The organism is Sphingobacteriaceae bacterium GW460-11-11-14-LB5 (assembly GCA_002151545.1).
GTDB lineage: Bacteria > Bacteroidota > Bacteroidia > Sphingobacteriales > Sphingobacteriaceae > Pedobacter.
The window spans coordinates 2,820,420-2,839,537 of record CP021237.1 but is presented as its reverse complement, the minus strand read 5'-3'; the positions used below and the strand labels follow the sequence as shown (position 1 = coordinate 2,839,537).

Sequence of the window (19,118 nt, the reverse complement as noted above, 5' to 3'; positions counted from 1 at the left end):
TATCGGCTGAATAAACATATATTTAAATTGGTATTATCCCTAACCAATAATGATCCAACTATCTGATTTTTCCGGGCGCAAATGGATGGCTATCGATAGCGCAGCTATTTCCATTTTTATTAAAGATACGCCGCTTTCGCGATCATTATCTTCAGCTGAACTTATAAAAAAGCGTGGAGGAACGGATAACATCAGCTCAATTAAACACACATTAATCACTACACAGAATTCTTATGCATAATCATACAGTTGGTCGAAGAGATTTTCTTAAAAAGACAGGTTTGTTAACAGCAGGCCTGGCTACATTATGGTTTCCGGTTTGGGCCCGGAGCATTTTTGCGCAAGATTATCCCTTACACAATATTCCGGAAGATAAAGGAATCGATCCGTTTTGGGCACGTTCGCTTTTTAACAGGGGAGAGGCAAGCACTTACCTGAAAAGTAAAAATGAATTAAAATATATTGGTATGCCTGCAGGAGGCTTGCATGCCGGAACTGTTTATGTAGGTGGAGATGGACGGCTTTGGCTCTGGCAGATTTATAACGAAACCTTTGAAGGACCACAGGAAGGGATAGACCCGAAAGTGGTGAACTGGAACGATGGGACTACGGTACGTAAAATACGTGTGAGAGACGGTGCGGCATATGTAGAACCTGCCATTGCCGATAACAAACGCGTACTCGATCAGGGTTTCGCTGTTAAAACGGTGATCGATGGAAAAAATGTGATAAAAGAACTCAATGAAAGTGATTGGGATGAGGTTAGTTTTACCGCATCTTATCCTGTAGCCAATATTAAATACAGCAGCAAAGCATTTCCGCTTGAAGTAAACCTAAAGGTTTATTCGCCTTTTATTCCGCTTGATGCGGAACGATCGGCTTTACCAGCCACCATTTTGCGCCTGGCAGTCGTAAACAAAGGTAAAAACCCTTTAAAAGTTTCTGTTTTGGGCTGGATGGAAAATGGGGTAAATAAGCTCACGGGGAAACTAAATACCGGACAGCGAAAAAACCAGGTCATTACACTTGAAAAATCTACGGGTATATTTTCATCTTTTGAATCTACAAACGAAGAAGTAAAGGCCGCTGGTGATGGTGGAACCATAAGTTTTATGTTGCATAGCCCGGGAGGCAAAGCCCAGGCATCATTTAGTCCATGGCCTATAGGAAGCAAGGATTTTGATCAGGCACGAACAGCTACCGCAACCATAGCGGCGCCAGAAAAACTCGTGGGTAGTATTGGCCTTTCTGGTGAATTATTGCCGGGAAAATCACTGAAAGCAGATTATTCGATAAGCTGGCATTTTAATAACCCTAATCCAAAGCTTAAAAAACTGGTTAAAGATGCCGAAGATGGCTATCATTACGGAACGAAGTTTAAAGATGCCGGCGCAGTTTCGGCATTTATAGATGCCAATTTCGAGGAACTATCTGCGACCACTGAGCTGTGGAGCAGCACCTGGAACAATTCGACCTTGCCGCATTGGTTTTTAGAAAGGACTTTTGTAAACATAGGTACCTTGGCTACTGCCAATACCTACCGCTTTGCCGATGGCAGGTTCTGGGGCTGGGAAGGTGTGGGGGCCTGCGCAGGTACCTGTACCCACGTTTGGCAATACGCACAGGCTGTAGCCAGGATTTTTCCAGAACTAGAGAAAGGCCTGCGTGAGCATGTTGACCTGGGCGTTGGATTTAAAGCAGATACCGGCGCCATTATTTTCCGGGCAGAAAATGAAAGCAGGCCGGCTATTGATGGTCAGGCCGGTACGGTGCTCAGGTTCTATCGCGAACATCAAATGAGCAAGGATAATGCTTTCCTACAGGCCAACTGGCCAAAGATCAAAAAAGCTGTGCAATTTATGCTCGATCAGGACAAGAACGGAGATGGCATGACCGATACGCCAATGGAGAATACCCTGGATGCAGTATGGGAAGGAGAAATTGCCTGGATAGTAGGACTTTGTATTGCTGCGGCAAGAGCAGCACAGGCCATGGCAGAAGAAGTAAAGGATACTTCATTCGCCAAAATCTGCGAAAATTATGTAAACAACGGACGCAGGAATATGGAAAAAGAACTGTTTAATGGAGAGTATTTTATCCACCGTCCGGATGCCGTTCAGGGCCGTGAAAAACTGGGTTCTTATAATACCTGCCATATTGATCAGGTTTACGGACAAAGCTGGGCTTTTCAGGTGGGTTTGCCGCGCGTATTGGATAAGGAAAAAGCATTGTCTGCACTAAAAGCCTTATGGAAATATAATTTTACCATGGATGTGGGGCCTTATATCAAGACCCATACCGGTGGCCGCCCGTATGCACTTCCAGGTGAGGGGGGAATGGTGATGAATACCAATCCCCATAACGAACCTAAACCATTTGGAGAAAATGTAGGCTGGCAGCTGGGTTATTTTCATGAGTGCATGAGCGGCTTTGAACATCAGGTAGCCGCACATTTTATGGCTGAAGGCATGGTACAGGAAAGTCTGATCTTAACCCGTGTTATTCATGACAGGCACCACGCGGCAAAGCGAAACCCGTTCAATGAAATAGAATGTAGCGACCATTATGCAAGGGCAATGGCAAGTTACGGGACTTTTATTACCGCCTGTGGTTTTGAGTACCATGGTCCAAAAGGATATATGGCTTTTGCCCCGAAATGGAACAAAGAGAACTTTAAAGCACCTTTTACTACCGCAATGGGCTGGGGAACTTATAGCCAGCAAAAAGCCGGACTTAAACAAATCCACCATTTCGAACTGAAATATGGTACACTGGCTTTGAATAAAATCGCTCTGGAAAAACTTGGCGGAGGAAAACTAACTGCAGTTTCGGTTGAATTGGGCGGAAAACAAATCCCTTTAACTTTTAAACAGGAAAATAATGTGGTGGAAATCCTGATAAAAGAAACCTTAAACATTCAAAAGAATCAGATTTTAACTGTCAACATTGCTTAAATGAAATATATGAACCCATTCCGTTTGATAACGAAGTCCGCTGCCCGCTCATTGATTGCAGGTGGACTATTTCTATCAGCTTGTACTGCACCGACAAAGGAAAAAGAACCCTTAAATGGTGCTTCTAAGAGCTGGGAACAGGCATTTAATGCAAAATTGCCTATGCTGGGGCACCGAAATTGGATTTTAATTGTAGATAAGGCTTTCCCGGAACAAAATGCTGCAGGAATGGAATATATTTATGCAAATGAAGACCTCAATGCGGTTTTGAAACAGGTGCTTGCGCAGATCAATCTCTCGGGCCATGTAAAACCGATTGTTTACCGCGATAAGGAGCTCGGTTTTATTACTGAGCAGCAGGCCAAAGGGTTAACTCAATTTAAAACCAGCATCGAAACTACGCTGGGTAACCTGCCTGTACAAACGATGCTGCATGATTCTGTTTTTAAGAAATTAGATACTGAATCGAAATTGTTCAAAGTACTCGTAATCAAAACAAATGAAGTAATTCCTTATACTTCTGTGTTTTTGCAACTGGATTGTGCCTACTGGAATAAAGTAAAGGAAGATACGTTGAGAAATAGAATGAAAAATTGATGTGAAGCAAGCGGCCTGCATTACAGGCCGCTGGTATATACTTATTTCCATTTTAATATATTAAACTTATGGCCGTCTGGATCCGCAAAAGCGCAGCCATACATGCCCTGAAATTCCTCTGGAGGTGAGAATACTGCACCGCCGGCATCTTTTACTTTTACCGCCCATTCATCTACTTCTTCCTTGGTTTCTGCCGAAATGGTAAACATGACCTCGTTTCCCTTGCTCAAATCGGCGAGTTCGCCTTTCATGCCCTTTTTTAAACTATCTTCCTTAAAAAAGTGGATCACAAAATTATCTTCTCCAAATAAAAAGCTGGCTAACTCATCACTCTCGGGACCTGCATTTTTTTCAAAACCGAGTTTGGTGTAAAAAGTCCTGCTTTTCTCTACATTTTTAACGCCTAAATTGGCCCAGATTTTTGCTTTCATAATTATATATTTAGGTATAGATTCTTAATTATAGCGCTTCATAACTTAATAATACGGTGCCGCTTTTAAAGCTGCGGGTATCAGTTAGTTTTAAATTCAATTGCTGTTGCATCCCACTGAAAATAGGCGTACCCTGACCAATGGCTACAGGATCAATCATGATTTGATAGGTATCAATCAATCCTGCTTCCGCCAGTTGTGCGCTCAGGTTACCACTGCCTAAAATGGTAATGTCTTTTGGCGATGTTTTCTTCAAGGCTACTATTTGAGTTAATATATCTCCACTTATGATCCGCGTATTTTGCCAGTCGGCGTGTTGCAGGGTATTGCTACACACAACCTTTTCGGCCTGGTTCATGCCCCTGGCTACCTCAGGCATCGCATCAATGGCATTTTGTGATGGCCACCACGATGCCATCATTTCGTAGGTTATCCTGCCAAAGAGCAGCATGCTATCGTGTTCCAGGTTTTTTGCGCTGAATTCGCCCTCTTCCTGCCCATGCTGGTGCCAGTCGATCCCATTGCTGGCATCTTTATAATAGCCATCCAGACTGATAAAATTGAATACATTTAATTTGCCCATAGTTGATGTTTCTTGATCTGTTTACAAATCTCTGTAGATTATTGATATCATTTAGGTGGCATAAATGACAACTTGAGGGCGTAAAAGTGACAAGTAAAATGCCTAATTTAGTAATCATAAAAATAACTATTTAAGCATGTTAAATGTTTGCCTTTATATTTTCGATGAAGCTGTACCTTCCTCGGTTACAGGTGTGGTGGATTTATTGAGTGGTGCCAACCGTTATATGGAACGTGCGGGTAAAAAGCCTGTATTTGCACTAAGTTTGGTTGCAGAGAAAGGCCACGAAATCCCTTTTCATTTTAACAACGTCAATATCCGGCAGTTGAATGATGAAGATGTACAACAAGCTGACCTGATTATTATCCCCTCCTTCAGTGTAGGTAATGATGGTGTATTAGGCAGAAATCAGGCTGCTGTGAAATGGATTAAAGAAATGTACGCCAGCAAAACCGAAGTGGCCAGTTTATGCGTAGGCAGTTACTTTTTGGCTGAAGCGGGTTTGCTTGACGGCAAAGAAGTAACCTCGCACTGGGCGGTAGCAGCCGATATGCAGAAACGTTACCCCAAAATCAGCATGAAAAGCGATTTGGTAACTACCGACCAGGATGGGGTTTATACCAGCGGCGGGGCATTCTCTTCACTTAAACTGATCCTCTACCTGATCGAGAAATTTTGTGGCCGCGAAGCTGCTTTATGGATTAGCAAGATGTTTGCCATTGAAATGGACAGAACCAGCCAGGCACACTTTAAGGTATTTACAGGGCAGCATCAGCATGATGATAAAGATATTTTAAAAGCCCAGCAGTACATTGAAGAAAATTACCCGAACGATATCGCCATGGAGGAGGTATCCAGCCTGGTGAATATGGGAAAACGTAATTTTATCCGCCGGTTTAAAGCTGCCACCAATAATACGCCTTTCGAATACCTGCAAAGGGTAAGGATAGAATCAGCCAAAAAAGCCATCGAAATGAACCATAAAGATCTGCCATTTATTATGGAAGATACCGGCTACAACGATTTAAAAGCATTCAGGAAAATCTTTAAACGCATTACAGGTTTATCGCCGATAGAATATAAACGAAAATATGCAAGGACTTAAATCCTCAATCAGCGAGATATGCAGGCGAGAACAATAAAAACATTAAAACCATAATAAGCAGTAAGAGTCCGTTTACCCAATAACGGTTTTTCCATGGCTTTAAATCAACAACCTGTTTGTTCTGGGCTACATAGGGAGTCTTCAAGGGGTATAGTCTTCCTATGATGAGCATAATGGCTGTGGTAACCACAAATAGAATGGCCAGTACATGGAGGAAGTGAATACCGGTATCAAAAACCATTTGTGTAAGAATATAGGCGACGAAGCAAAATCCCAAACCTATTTTTGCAGCAATTGGCGGAACTTTTTTGGTTGCAAATCCTACAAACATAATGGTAAAGATGGGGATACTAAACGCTGCGTTTATCTTCTGCATAAAGGTATAAAAGCTGTCATTAGAAAAGATGAATAATGGTGCAATGAACATGGCCAGTAAGGAGGCAAACATTTCAAATCTTTTCGAACTTTTTAACATATTCGCTTCAGTAACCACTATGCCTTTCTTTTCTTTGGCAGGTTTATAAATATTAAGGATAAACAATGTGCTTGCGCTGTTCAATCCGGGAGAAAATGAGGTAATAGCTGCGCCAAAAATAACGGCAGCAATAAAACCACTGAGCACAGGAGGCGATACATCGCTTACCACCCTCGAAAAAACTTCAGTGGTATTCTGCATATTGCTGTACATATGAACAGCAATAATTCCTGGCAGCATAAATAATAGAGGGCCAAGGAGTTTACCCGCACAGGCCAGTGCAATTCCTTTCTGGCTGGTTTTAAGATCTGAAGAAGCCAGGGCCTGCTGCACAATTACCTGTTCGGTACCCCAGTAAAAGAGGTTCATCAAAATCATACCGGTAAAAATGGTCGAGAAAGGAATGGCATCGCCCGCTTTTCCTATGGAATTAAAATGTTCGGTTTTTGAGGTGAGAATGGTGTGTATGCCCTGTTGCAGGTCTCCGTTTCCAACATGTTGCACCCCAAAATAGGCCAGCAATAAAGCACCGGTAAACATACAGGCACCTAATACCAGATCAGAAATAACGATGGCCTTTAAACCACCCAGTATAGAATATAAACTGCCCACAAGTCCGATGCACCAAACCAAAATCCAGATGCTGCTGCCATAACTGATGTTCCAGATATCGGAAAAATGAAACAGGCCATTTAGTGCTATGGCACCGCTGTAGAGTACAATAGGCAACAGGTTAATGAGATATCCGATCAGAAAAAGTAAGGATACGAGTTTCTTCGTTTGCGGATCGTAGCGGCTTTCCAGAAAATCGGGGGTTGTAGACATGGCGCCTTTTAAATAAACCGGAATTACAAATTCTGAAACCAGTAACATGGCAAATACAGAACTTACCCCCCAGGCCATTACCGTCATGTTGTTGATGTATACCGATTCGCTGCTGCCTACAAATTCGGCCGCGCTGATGTTGGTGAAAAATAAAGCACTCCCTACGGCCGTAAAACTTAAGGTACGGTTGGCCAGAAAAAGCCCTGCAGAAGTGGTGATTTTATGCTTTCGGGTTTTGATCCAGGAAATTAAGGCAACCAGAAAGGTGACCACAATAAAAGTAACAAAGGCTGTAGTGTTCATCTGCTCTGGCTTATAAAGAATTTCTTCTGATGAGTACCGTTGGAATGACTTCCTGGATTTTTTCTTTTTTGAGCACTGCCTGTGCAACTTTTTTGCCCATTAACGAAAAATCGGCCGAATAAGTGGTAATGCCCCCACCGATAAGCTCTTTTACAACCTCATCATTGTGCGAAAGAATACCGATATCTTTGCCCACCTGAAGCTGTTTTGCTTCGCAATCTTTCAGGATTTTCCAGATTTCTGAGTTGTTCAGTGTAAAATAAACCTTGCCTTTTTCTACACTTCCAGGCTCATATTCATTTATTATCCGTGTATTTACGGCAAAATCTTTGGTGAACTTTTTAAAGGCCCTGATAATTTCGACAGGATCCAATGAACCGGGCACATGGAAGAAAATCATTTCGTCGAACTTTTTGATGGTATCAGCAAGTTCGGCTAAAACCTGGTAAGTAGAATGCTCAAATTCCTGCGTAACATAATTAAATTCACCTTTTAAAGCTTCGTAACGGTCGAACATAATGAGTTTATTGCTCGGCAGGCTATCTAACAAATGTTTGGTTTTAGGATGTGGAATTGGCGAAATTACATAAACACCATATTTTCCTTTGATCATATCCAGCATCGTTTCGAACATGGTAATATTTCCATGGTGAAAAAAAACATCGATGTGCACATTTGGCCCCAGTTCGTTTCTGAAATTACGGTAAAACTGCTCCTGGAAAGAGTCGATCAGGTACATGAGCAGGGCTACCTTTAAGGTTTGTTCGGTATCGTCGTTAGCTACAAAATAACCTAAACGCTTTTTCGATTCCACTATACCCCGGCTAATCAATTCGCGATAACCTTTCATGACTGTCTCGCGGGCAAAACCAAGTTCTTTAATCAGCACATTGATAGAAGGCAGCGCTTCTCCTTTAGAAATAATCCTTTCATCAATGGCATTAATAAAACCCTGAACAAACTGTTCATGTTTTGAATAAGAGGGGATTTCTTCGAGCTCCTGTATTTTTTCAAAAATAGTGATCATAAAGTAGATTGGGCTACACTAGTCTATAGGTTTGTAATTCTTGTTCGCCTTTTAATTTACAAGGTAATAAAATTCAGTTAATCAACAATCGAAAAAAAATATTCCACATCTCATTTTCAGCATATTGATCTGTAAAGATAGATTATGTAACAATAAAGGCACAAAATGGCCTGGTTTTGTTAAGGCAGCCTTCTGCTGAATCCGGTTTTTTTTCAAAAGACGAAAAATAAGTTTTGCAATTCTAATAAAAGATCGTTTATATTTACATAATAATAGAACAGAATAGACTAGATTAACTAGACTATCTTTTTATTCCAACCAAAATAAACCAAATATGAACTTAAAACTTACTTTTCAAAAGTTAGGCTATCCCGATTTGCTCTGGAAAAAGCTTATTTTATTACTGCTCTTTTTTGCTATTTGTCTCCCCTCGTTTGCCCAGCAACAGGTTTCGGGCAGGGTAACAGATAATGGCCTGGGCTTACCAGGGGCTTCGGTTAGGGTAAAGGGAAGCCAGCAGGGCACAAAAACGGATACCGATGGAAGATTCAAATTAAGCGTTCCAGCTAATGCCATTTTAATATTCAGTTATGTGGGTTACACCGATCAGGAAATTACGGTAGGTGATAAAACCAACATAGAGGTGCAGTTGGTCGAAACCTCGGGCGCTGGCCTTAATGATGTGGTAGTGGTGGGTTATGGTACCAAGAAGCGGGCAAATTTAACGGGTGCGGTGGCCACTATTAGTGGAGCTGAACTGGCAAAATCGCCTTCAACCAACCTGACCAATTCTATTGCCGGTCAGGTTCCGGGCCTTATTGTAAATACCAGAAGCGGTGAGCCGGGTAACGATAATGCTGATGTATTTGTCCGTGGAAAAAGTACTTTAGGCAGTACAGGTGCATTGGTGGTAATTGACGGAATTCCCGACCGATCGGGCGGTTTTGCCAGGCTGAACCCGGCTGATATCGAATCTTTTACGGTGATCAAAGATGCAAGTGCGGCTATTTATGGTGCCCGCTCGGCAAATGGGGTAATCCTCATCACCACAAAAAGAGGTAAATCGGGTCGGCCAGTGTTTTCACTTGGAACCAATTGGGCTACAACAGAACCTACACGTGTGCCGGAAATGCTGAATGCTTACCAATATGCACAGGCGACCAATGAATATGATGCGCTGGTTGGTCAGCAATTAACATGGAAAGCAGAAGATATTGAAAAATTCCGAAACGGATCTGATCCGCTGGCTTATCCCAACAGCAATTGGTGGGATGCCGTAATGAAAAAACGTGCCTTACAGCAAAATCACATTCTTTCGCTTAGTGGCGGAACAGATAAGGTGAGTTATTTCTTTTCCGGTCAGCACCAGAAACAGGACGGTATTTATAAACGCGATGCCGCTTATTACACACAAGACCAGGCGAGGGCAAATATAGATGTGAATGTGACCGATAATTTTAAAATGGGCGTGGATGTGAGTTACCGTAACGAATTCCGCAATGCAGCTAAACGTGGTTATGATGCAGGGGGAATTTTCAGGGAGTTATGGTTAGCTTATCCTTACCTTACCCCAATATACGACAATGAGCTTGTTGGTGTGGGTATTGGCGGCGGTCCGGATAACAGTATGGTTTACATTACTTCGGGAGAGGCCGGATATCAAAAATTCACTACTGATTACCTGCAAACCAAAGCATCTTTTAGCTGGAAGCTGGATAAAGTAACCAAAGGACTTTTTGTGGATGGGTACTATGCGTTTGATAAAACGATATCGAAAACCAAATCGTTTACCAAAACACCGCCACCTGCATACCGCTATAATTCGGCTACGAAAGGTTATACCCAGGTGATTTCTTCGATTACGCCATCTTTATTTGAACAGCGGGGCGATATTAACCAGGGTTTATTAAACTTAAAGTTAGGTTATTCAAAAACGATCAGCGATCATACTTTTGATGCCTTTGTTGCCTTCGAAAGCTTTAAAGGAAATACCGACATCATTAACGCTAACCGGTCTAATTTCCTGAGCAATAGTTTAGATCAGCTTTTTGCAGGTAGCCTTATCGGTCAGCAGAACAATTCGAGTGCTGCAAAGGCTGCACGTGTGAATTACATTAGCCGTTTCTCTTACAATTATAAAGGTAAATACCTGTTAGATTATACCATGCGTTATGATGGTTCTCAGAATTTCCCGCAAGGAAAACGTTATGGTTTTTTCCCGGGCGTATCGGCAGGGTGGCGTATTTCACAAGAAGATTTTTTCAAGTCTGAAGTGATTAATGAACTGAAATTGAGGGCTTCGTGGGGCAAGACCGGTAATGATGCGGTTTCTGCATTCAATTACCTGCAAACCTACCTGCTAGGCAGTGGTTACGGTTATTCTTTGGGCGCTGGCGCTTCGCAGGTTTCTTCACTTATTTTAGGACCAACCCCAAATCCGAACATTACCTGGGAGCTGGCCAATACCACCGATATCGGTTTGGAAACACAGTTTTTTAAGGGAAAGTTAGGGGTTAATATCGATGTATTTAGATCGCTGCGTTCTAACATTCTAATCACCAGAAGTGAATCTGTTCCAGGTTATACAGGCTTGACATTACCAAGTGAAAACCTGGGGAAAGTATTAAACCGGGGGATAGAGATGGAGGTTTTATACCACAACAACATTGGCGATTCTTTTAAATACAACGTGAGGGGCAATATCACTTTCGCCCGGAACAAGGTGATTTTTATGGATGAAGCTGCGAATATTCCCGATTATCAGCGCAAAACCAATATTCCGATTGATTCGTGGTTTTTGTACCAGAGTGATGGTATTTATCAAAATCAACAGGAAATTAACAGTACACCGCATCCGGCAGGTACTGGTGTAGGCGATATCAGGTATAAGGATATCAACAATGATGGTGCAATTAACGACCTGGATAAAGTGAGAACACCACTTACCCGCACACCAGAAATTATGTTTGGTACTTCGGTTGGTGCCAGCTGGAAAAACATAGATTTTACGGTTTTCTTTCAGGGGCAGGCAAGGGCCAAATCTTACCTGGCACCGGCGGGTTTAAATATGGTTCAGGAATTTTTTGAAGAAAGATGGCAAAACCCCGGCGATAATCAATATCCAAGAAACTTTAGCGGCCCAACAGGCAGGACATTCGGCGTAAATACCCTTGAATCGGATTTGTGGTTAAGAAATGCGGCTTTTGTAAGGCTAAAGAATATTGAGCTGGGTTATACCTTCTCAAAAACATGGATTGAAAAGATAAAAATGCAAAATATAAGACTTTACATCAGCGGAACCAACCTTTTTTCTATCGATCGCTTCGGGCCATCGTTTGATCCCGAAACCCCAAGTAATTCAGGACAGTATTATCCACAACAGCGTGTGATCAATATTGGCGCAAACATTACCTTTTAAAAAATTATATCATGAAATTGAACATCAATAATTATAAAATCAACAGCGCGGTTTTACTCATTTGTACCCTGCTGTTAACCGGAGGATGTAAAAAGGCGCTTGAGCTGCAGCCTTTAAATGCTTACTCAGAAAAGGATGTGTGGACCGATCCAAAATTGGTTCAGGTTTTTGTAAACAGTATTTACGATCAAACCGTGCTGGCTTACCAGGATAGCGGACTAGGCTGGGGCGCGCAAACCGATGAGCTTTACGGAAACTTTAACTGGACCAATGAAAACCTGTATGTTCGTGGGGAAGCCACGCCAGATAACCAAAGCTCAGGATCGCTGAACCACTGGAACAAAATGTATGCTTCTATCCGTTACAGCAATATATTCTTTGCAAATATTAATCAGGTAACAGGAGGGGGCGATGCGGTTAAAACCATGAAGGGCGAAGTATATTTTTTACGTGCTTTGGCCTATTTCGAACTGCTAAAAAGATTTGGTGGTGTACCACTTATTGTTAAGGTTTACGATGTGAACGATAAAAGCTTTAACGAAAAAAGAGCCACCTGGAACGAAACAAAGGATTTCATCCTTGCCGACATAACGGAGGCACTAAAAACCCTGCCAACCGTTTATGCAAATAGCAATGATAAAGGTCGCGCCACCGCAGGAGCAGCTCTGGCCTTAAAATCGAGACTTTTACTGTATGCTGCGAGCCCGTATTTTAACAAAACGAACGATAAGAAGTTGTGGGAAGATGCAAAATTAGCCGCCAAAGCCGTAATTGATTTCGCTACACCTAAATATGCTTTATACGGCAATGCGGCCAATGGTACCTATAACAAAACTTATCTCGATTTTTTCAATTCAGAAATTATCTTTTCGAGGGTATACAGCGGCCTGGTGAGAGCCGATCGCTACAATACCGTGAGCCGGGATCTGAGTCCAAATGGTTATAATGGTTACAGCGCTTACAATGTGGTGCAACAAATGGTTGATGATTTTGAAATGGCCGATGGTACCAAATTTAGCTGGAGCAATCCGGCACAGGCAAAAGAGCCATATCTGAACAGAGAGCCCAGATTTTATGCAACGATTTTGGCCAATAACCAGCAGTTTAAAGGGCGTTTAACCAGCTTTTACGAAGGTGGTGATGATTCTCCCCAAAGTCCTTATTCACCATGGAATGCATCTAAAACCAGGTATTGCGTGAAAAAAATGGTAAACGAGGCCTTCGACTGGAATGTTCAGGATTACGATGCCAGCCAGTGGGTGGTTTTCAGGTTATCAGAAATCTATTTGAATTATGCTGAAGCCTGTGCTGCAATTGGTGAAGATGGCGAGGCTTTAAACTACCTCAATAAAATAAGAACCGAAAAGGCGGGTATGCCAGCCGTAAGTGGATCGGGAGCGGTATTAATGGATAAGATTAGACATGAGCGCAGGATAGAACTTTGTTTTGAAGGACACCGTTATTTTGATATCAGAAGATGGGGGATAGCAGAAACAGGTTCGGAAGATGCTAAAGGGGTAACGATTACCAAACAAGCAAATGGTACTTTTACCTATGCATTAATGACTGTTCAGGAGCGTACCTGGGTGCCAAGTTTTTATTTCTATCCTATACCCAGAAGTGAAATACAAAAGAACCCTGCCATTGTGCAAAATCCAAATTATTAATTAAATGCTATTTTTAATGAAGGTTGTCTCATAAATAATAGAATTTGTCATCCTGAGCCTGTCGAAGGCATTATTAAAAGATTTAAGGCGTTTCGACAGGCTCAACGTGACAGATTTGAAGAAAAATTGTATTGATGAACAGACCTCCATTTTTCCCTTTTTGATATGAAATCTTTCCTGATAAAATTTGTACCGTTCATCCTGTTTTTGCTGTATGGTTTTGATGTAAACGCCCAGGATTTACGCTGGCACCTGCAAAAGAACGGGGGCATTGAATGGACCGTTAAAAAAAATGCCAAACATACCGATCAGATAGAAATGAGCGGGAAACAAATTTCCGCAATAATTACCTATGGTGTAAACGATAAAAATAATCTGATCTTAAAAAGAAAACTCGTGTTCCCGATGCTGCGGACGATCCCGAACGATACCCGTGGGAGCCTAATCAGGGATTTCGATCAGGTAACACCTCCTGTTTTGATCGACGGAACACCTTTAAGCGAGCAACCTTTGGCTTTCTCAATCAATGGTTCGGTAAAGGTTAAATCTGAGATCGGAAATGTAAGTGTATTACGTGAGCTCTTTCCATCAACTGATAAACCGGCATTTATTGAACACACGGTATTTAAAAATAAGGGATTGAAACCAGTCGAAATTGTTGTTCCTGAGTTTGACCAAACAGATAGCACCGCACGAAATAAAGGTGTTTATGGCACCTATCTGCTCCATACAAAAATATTTGGTGCTGGCAGGTTTATTTTAAAAGCGGGAGAAGAACAAAGTTATGCCATTGTTTATTCTGCAAGGAAAACAGCCGATCAACCTTATACTTTTTCATCAGCATACGAATTGTTAAAGCGAAGGAATTTTGTAAGCGAAATGACGCAACAACTGGTGCTGAAAACGCCAAATGATACCTTGAACCAGATGTTTGCTTTTGCTAAAATCAGGGCGTCTGAAAGTATTTTTGATACAAAAAATGGTTTAATGCATGGTCCCGGTGGTGGATCTTATTACGCTGCAATCTGGGCAAATGATCAGGCAGAATATATGGATCCGTTTTTTCCTTTTTTAGGTAATGCTGCGGGGAATGAAAGTGCTAAAAACAGTTTCCGCCTGTTTGCCAAATACATGAATCCCGAGTACAAGCCAATTCCAAGTTCGATCATTGCCGAAGGAACAGATCAATGGAACGGTGCTGGCGATCGCGGTGATATGGCTATGATTGCTTATGGGGCATCGAGGTTTGCACTGGCTTACGCGGATACCGCTGAAGCGCGACAGTTGTGGCCGCTGATAGAATGGTGCCTGGAATTTTCAAGAAGGAAAAAAAGTGCAGACGGGGTAATTGCTTCCGATTCGGATGAGCTGGAAGGCAGGTTCCCGGCTGGTAAAATTAACCTGTCAACCAATACACTGGCTTATGGCGCATTGATCAGTGCAGCTGATCTGTCAGCAAGTCTTGGCGATAAAACCACTTCAGCAAAATTGCGTAAAGAAGCTTCTGCATTAAAAACAGCCATAGAGAAATATTTTGGTGCCAAAGTGCAGGGATTCGATACCTACCGCTATTATGAAGGAAACGATAAGCTTCGGTCATGGATAGGAATGCCCCTGGTGATGGGAATTTACGACCGAAAAGCACAGACCGCCAAGGCACTATTGTCTGATTATCTGTGGACGAAAGACGGGATGTTAAGCGAATCGGGATCAAAAGTATTCTGGGACCGTTCGCTTTTATATGCGGTACGCGGTTTGTTTAACGCCGGAATAACCGATACAACCATGAAATACCTGAAATACTATACCGCCAAACGTTTGCTGGGCGAACATGTGCCTTATGCTGTTGAAGCCTGGCCAGAGGGAGATCAGCGCCATCTTTCGGCAGAGAGTGGATTATATTGCCGGGCCATAACCGAAGGATTGTTTGGTATACAACCTACGGGCTTTAAATCATTCCGGTTGTGCCCTTATCTTCCTTCAGACTGGAAGCAAATGTCGCTTAAACACATCAGGGCATTTAACAGCGATTTTGGCATTACGGTTTCCAAAATTGGAGGAAAAATCAGGATTTTGGTGGAGCAGGAAACGGGCAAAAAACAGGAAATCAACTGGGACGGAAAACAGGCTGTAGAAATTAACTTATATTAAACACATGAAAAGACTTCTTTTTGTACACTTTTTTCTTTGCCTATGCTGTGGCGTTTATGCTCAGGGCGGAGTAACTTTTAAATCAACTGATGCCGCTTTACAAACCGCATTTATTCGGGCGAAAGAAATGGCATTGAGTTACAAAGGTAAAGCCACCGATCCGGTTGGCCCCTGGTACGAATCTGCATTGCCGCCAAGATCGGCATTCTGTATGCGCGATGTCGCTCATCAGAGCATTGGAGGGGAGATACTGGGCCTGGCTAAGGAAAATAAAAATATGTTCAGGCTATTTGTCAATAATATATCCGAATCTAAAGATTGGTGTTCTTATTGGGAAATTAACCATTTAGGAAAGCCAGCCGTAGAGGATTACCGCAATGATACAGCGTTCTGGTATAACCTGAATGCGAATTTTGATATTTTAAATGCCAGCTGGAAGTTATATTTATGGACAGGCGACCTTGAATACATCAATGGTGCGGGGTTTAAAAACTTTCATGAAAAATCGGTAACCGAATATATTAACCGCTGGGTATTGCAGGCAGATTCATTGCTGAAAAGGCCTACACATCCAAATGCCCCGGTACCTTTCAATGATCAGGATGCTTTTCATCGGTGCCGTGGTTTACCTTCCTATTCCGAAGGTGTACCCAATATTAAAATGGGAGTCGATCTTGTTGGTGCCATCTACAGGGGTTTAATGTCGTATGCAGCCATGCTTGATTTAAAAGGGCAACATGATCAAGCCAAACAGTTTAAAGAAAAGGCTGCAGCTTATCAGAAAAGTATCGATGCTTTGTGGTGGAATGATCGTGTTTCTCGGTACCATACTTTTTATTCGAACGACAATAAGTTCGGTATGGATGAAGGAGAAACCTTTTTACTTTGGTTCGATGCCTTAAAAGCGGGTGAGCGTAAAGAAAAAACCATACAACATTTATTGTCAAAAGACTGGAATGTAGAAAACCTGTCGTATTTCCCTTTAATCATGTACCAGAACGGACAGGCCGAAAAGGCTTATGGCTATTTGTTGCACCTAACCGATCTTGCAACAGCCAGGAGGGAATATCCTGAAGTTTCTTTCGGGGTAATTAAAGGTTTTACAGAAGGATTAATGGGGATAGAGGCCGATGCACGACTTAATCAGATCAGCACTTTATACCGTGGTCATAAAACAACAAATTCCGAATTAAAAGATTTACCTGTATTAATGACTTCAATCACAGTAAAACATGAGGGGAATATGGCTACCATGTTAACCAATAACGGCCAAAAGAAAATTCTTTGGCTGCCTAAATTTTTAAATGATCAGGGAAAAATCATTGTAAAAAAAGCGGTTTGGGTAAAACCAGGAGGCTCAGTTAAACTAAAAAGGGCTTAACTGTTTTAATAAAGCTATTCATTTTTTTATCATGACGTAGGGGTAAATCCAAATGTCGTTGTCATACTTTCAAAACACAATAAATATTCAATTATTTAAAAACAAAAAGTATGAAAATGAACAAGTTTTATTTATTAGTTGCTGTTATGGTTATTACAGCAGGAGCGGCAAAAGCACAAGATTCTGACCTGGTATTTGGTGTAAAAGGTGGTGTAAACTATGCCACATTGCCAACAAGTGTAAAGGCCATAACAGATAAAAAAGGTAAGGTAGGTTATAATTTCGGGGTATTCGCCCGGGTTGGGAAATCGTTATATTTTCAACCCGAATTGAATTATGTTAGCTTTAAGAGTTCATATGTTTATGCCGCTAACACTTACACGCCCAAATTTAACCAACTAAATTTGCCGCTTATGGTGGGTTACAAGCTTATTGATACCGAAGCTTTAAATTTTAGGGTTTCTGCAGGTCCTGATGTTAATTACACCCTTAATGAAGCAAAAGGTCCAGTTGGCTTTGATTATAAAAAACTCAATTTCGGCGGCGTGCTTAATGCTGGGGTAGATATAGGCAACATCAGCATCGATGCCAGATACAGCAGGGGCCTTACCAAAATTAATAAGGGATTAGGGGAAAAAAGTGGTTTATTTAATCTCTCTGTTGGGTTTAAATTATTTTAAAGCGTAAGTTCATCAATCCGTAAAAATATCCTTATTGTAATTATAAAATTTGCCTTTCAGTACATTCTGAAAGGCTTTTTTGTGTTCTTACCAATGTCATTAAAGGAAGGAGAAACAAAATAGTTATTAGCGGGCGCTTTAAGATTGCTTCGTTCCCCGCAATGACGATCATTCTATGCATGCTGTCAATGGTAGCCAGTTAGTGTTGGGCGAGGTCGAAGTAAGGGATAAATATTTTTTTGTTTTAGAATATGTGCAAAAAAAGCAGGCTTCAGAAGTGTATCTCCACGGCCATTAACCACCTTTTGATATGAACTAAATGCTTTAAAAACTAAAAATGTGTAACTTGAATCCGTAAAACCTATATCAAATGAAGTATAACCGACGCGATTTTATTGGTGGTAGCATGGCACTCACATCTGCTTTATTTTTAACGCCAACGGAAACTTTTAGTTCACCTTCTCCCGGATCTGAAAAATGGGCGAATGGTTTCGCCCTAAAAATAATGGCGCCATATTGGGGCTTTAATGGCCCGGTAACTGATTTTTGTAAAAAGGCAAAAGATTCTGGTTATGATGGAATCGAAATCCTCTGGTCGCCGGAAATTGCTGAAGAATTATTTAAAGCGTTAAAAAAATATCAATTAGCAGTTGGTTTTCTTTGCCGTGGCGACGAAGCCCTTCCGGCACCACACTTTGCAACTTTTAAAAAAGTACTTAAAGAAGCGATTGAGCATCAATATCAAAAACCCTTGTATATCAATGTTCACTCCGGAAAGGATTTTTTTCAATACCAGGACAACAAAAAATTCATTGATTTTACCGTTCAGTATGCTAAAGAAACGGGTGTTCCGATTTATCATGAAACCCATCGTTCCCGTATGCTTTATTCGGCTCCGGCATCCTTGCCATATTTGCAGAAAATCCTGATTTAAGGCTAACGCTCGATATTTCTCACTGGTGTAATGTGAGCGAGAGTTTACTCGAAGATCAACCCGAAACTGTGGCACTTGCCATTTCACGTACCGATCATGTTCACTCCAGGGTAGGCCATGCAGAAGGGCCGCAGGTAAGCGATCCACGAGCGCCGGAATGGAAGCAAGCCGTTGAAGCCCATTTCGCCTGGTGGGATAAAGTAGTCGCCATAAAAAAGCAACAGGGCAAAATCCTGACCATGTTAACTGAATTTGGACCGCCCAGTTATATGCCAACCATTCCGTTTACCAACCTTCCGGTTGCCGATCAATGGGCAATAAATGTATACATGATGCAGGTTTGGCGAAAAAGATATTTGTAAGTTTTTAAGGATAATTTAAGCCTGTTTGTTGATCAGCATAATTACTATTTTCTCTTCATTCGTATATTTTAGAAAGATATAACAATTATTTTACCTGATGTTTAATATTATTAAACATTTGTTTAGTAATTATGCGCTATAATTTAATGTAGAATATCATCGTTATATCCATTTAGATCAAATGTTGTTAAGTAATGGCTTGATTAATAGCTTATTTAGCAATAC

At 41.5% G+C, this 19,118-nt stretch carries 13 protein-coding genes and 1 pseudogene; 10 read left to right on the top strand and 4 right to left on the bottom strand.

What is annotated here, in order from left to right; all coding sequences use genetic code 11:
* Positions 1–49 precede the first annotated feature (49 nt).
* The 3 genes from CA265_11435 to CA265_11425 are packed head-to-tail and all read left to right on the top strand — an operon-like array spanning position 50 to position 3,551.
* Positions 50–241 (top strand): hypothetical protein, encoded by a 192-nt coding sequence (locus CA265_11435; GenBank protein ARS40230.1) that lies wholly within the window; start codon positions 50–52, stop codon positions 239–241.
* Positions 234–2,954, top strand: a complete 2,721-nt coding sequence (locus tag CA265_11430) for a hypothetical protein (protein ID ARS40229.1) — start codon at positions 234–236, stop codon at positions 2,952–2,954. The genes CA265_11435 and CA265_11430 overlap by 8 nt, the downstream gene beginning before the upstream one ends.
* Complete coding sequence (locus tag CA265_11425; protein ID ARS40228.1) at positions 2,955–3,551, top strand: hypothetical protein; 597 nt, start codon at positions 2,955–2,957, stop codon at positions 3,549–3,551. It begins immediately after the preceding gene.
* A gap of 41 nt (positions 3,552–3,592) precedes the next feature.
* On the opposite strand, the gene CA265_11420 is transcribed toward CA265_11425, so the two are convergent.
* Together CA265_11420 and CA265_11415 are read right to left on the bottom strand one after the other, a co-directional pair.
* Positions 3,593–3,982, bottom strand: coding sequence for a hypothetical protein (locus CA265_11420; GenBank protein ID ARS40227.1), 390 nt, complete (start codon positions 3,980–3,982; stop codon positions 3,593–3,595).
* Positions 3,983–4,010: 28 nt separating this feature from the next.
* Entirely contained in the window at positions 4,011–4,565 is a 555-nt protein-coding gene (locus tag CA265_11415; protein ID ARS40226.1) for a dihydrofolate reductase, read from the bottom strand.
* A 136-nt stretch (positions 4,566–4,701) separates the two neighbouring features.
* Between CA265_11415 and CA265_11410 the strand changes: the two genes are divergently transcribed.
* Positions 4,702–5,670 (top strand): AraC family transcriptional regulator, encoded by a 969-nt coding sequence (locus CA265_11410; protein ID ARS40225.1) that lies wholly within the window; start codon positions 4,702–4,704, stop codon positions 5,668–5,670.
* A 4-nt stretch (positions 5,671–5,674) separates the two neighbouring features.
* On the opposite strand, the gene CA265_11405 is transcribed toward CA265_11410, so the two are convergent.
* Together CA265_11405 and CA265_11400 are read right to left on the bottom strand one after the other, a co-directional pair.
* Entirely contained in the window at positions 5,675–7,273 is a 1,599-nt protein-coding gene (locus CA265_11405; GenBank protein ID ARS40224.1) for a solute:sodium symporter family transporter, read from the bottom strand.
* A 10-nt stretch (positions 7,274–7,283) separates the two neighbouring features.
* Positions 7,284–8,300: a GntR family transcriptional regulator gene (locus tag CA265_11400; protein ID ARS40223.1), complete on the bottom strand. Its 1,017-nt coding sequence runs from the start codon at positions 8,298–8,300 to the stop codon at positions 7,284–7,286.
* A gap of 334 nt (positions 8,301–8,634) precedes the next feature.
* Here CA265_11400 and CA265_11395 point away from each other — a divergent pair, with 334 nt between their 5' ends.
* From CA265_11395 to CA265_11370, 6 genes and pseudogenes are all read left to right on the top strand, one after another.
* Positions 8,635–11,718 carry a hypothetical protein gene (locus CA265_11395; GenBank protein ARS40222.1) on the top strand — a complete coding sequence of 1,028 codons (3,084 nt, stop codon included), beginning with the start codon at positions 8,635–8,637 and terminating at the stop codon, positions 11,716–11,718.
* 11 nt (positions 11,719–11,729) lie between these two features.
* Positions 11,730–13,385: a hypothetical protein gene (locus tag CA265_11390; protein ID ARS40221.1), complete on the top strand. Its 1,656-nt coding sequence runs from the start codon at positions 11,730–11,732 to the stop codon at positions 13,383–13,385.
* A 165-nt stretch (positions 13,386–13,550) separates the two neighbouring features.
* Positions 13,551–15,536: a hypothetical protein gene (locus CA265_11385; GenBank protein ID ARS40220.1), complete on the top strand. Its 1,986-nt coding sequence runs from the start codon at positions 13,551–13,553 to the stop codon at positions 15,534–15,536.
* 4 nt (positions 15,537–15,540) lie between these two features.
* Complete coding sequence (locus CA265_11380) at positions 15,541–16,917, top strand: hypothetical protein (protein ARS40219.1); 1,377 nt, start codon at positions 15,541–15,543, stop codon at positions 16,915–16,917.
* Positions 16,918–17,027: 110 nt separating this feature from the next.
* Positions 17,028–17,597: a hypothetical protein gene (locus CA265_11375; protein ID ARS40218.1), complete on the top strand. Its 570-nt coding sequence runs from the start codon at positions 17,028–17,030 to the stop codon at positions 17,595–17,597.
* 370 nt (positions 17,598–17,967) lie between these two features.
* A pseudogene (locus tag CA265_11370) lies at positions 17,968–18,893 on the top strand (xylose isomerase).
* Positions 18,894–19,118 lie beyond the last annotated feature (225 nt).

Coding starts and splice junctions, on each gene's coding strand:
- CA265_11435 (ARS40230.1), top strand. CDS start 50: ATGATCCAACTATCTGATTTTTCCGGGCGCAAATGGATGGCTATCGAT.
- CA265_11430 (ARS40229.1), top strand. CDS start 234: ATGCATAATCATACAGTTGGTCGAAGAGATTTTCTTAAAAAGACAGGT.
- CA265_11425 (ARS40228.1), top strand. CDS start 2,955: ATGAAATATATGAACCCATTCCGTTTGATAACGAAGTCCGCTGCCCGC.
- CA265_11420 (ARS40227.1), bottom strand. CDS start 3,982: ATGAAAGCAAAAATCTGGGCCAATTTAGGCGTTAAAAATGTAGAGAAA.
- CA265_11415 (ARS40226.1), bottom strand. CDS start 4,565: ATGGGCAAATTAAATGTATTCAATTTTATCAGTCTGGATGGCTATTAT.
- CA265_11410 (ARS40225.1), top strand. CDS start 4,702: ATGTTAAATGTTTGCCTTTATATTTTCGATGAAGCTGTACCTTCCTCG.
- CA265_11405 (ARS40224.1), bottom strand. CDS start 7,273: ATGAACACTACAGCCTTTGTTACTTTTATTGTGGTCACCTTTCTGGTT.
- CA265_11400 (ARS40223.1), bottom strand. CDS start 8,300: ATGATCACTATTTTTGAAAAAATACAGGAGCTCGAAGAAATCCCCTCT.
- CA265_11395 (ARS40222.1), top strand. CDS start 8,635: ATGAACTTAAAACTTACTTTTCAAAAGTTAGGCTATCCCGATTTGCTC.
- CA265_11390 (ARS40221.1), top strand. CDS start 11,730: ATGAAATTGAACATCAATAATTATAAAATCAACAGCGCGGTTTTACTC.
- CA265_11385 (ARS40220.1), top strand. CDS start 13,551: ATGAAATCTTTCCTGATAAAATTTGTACCGTTCATCCTGTTTTTGCTG.
- CA265_11380 (ARS40219.1), top strand. CDS start 15,541: ATGAAAAGACTTCTTTTTGTACACTTTTTTCTTTGCCTATGCTGTGGC.
- CA265_11375 (ARS40218.1), top strand. CDS start 17,028: ATGAAAATGAACAAGTTTTATTTATTAGTTGCTGTTATGGTTATTACA.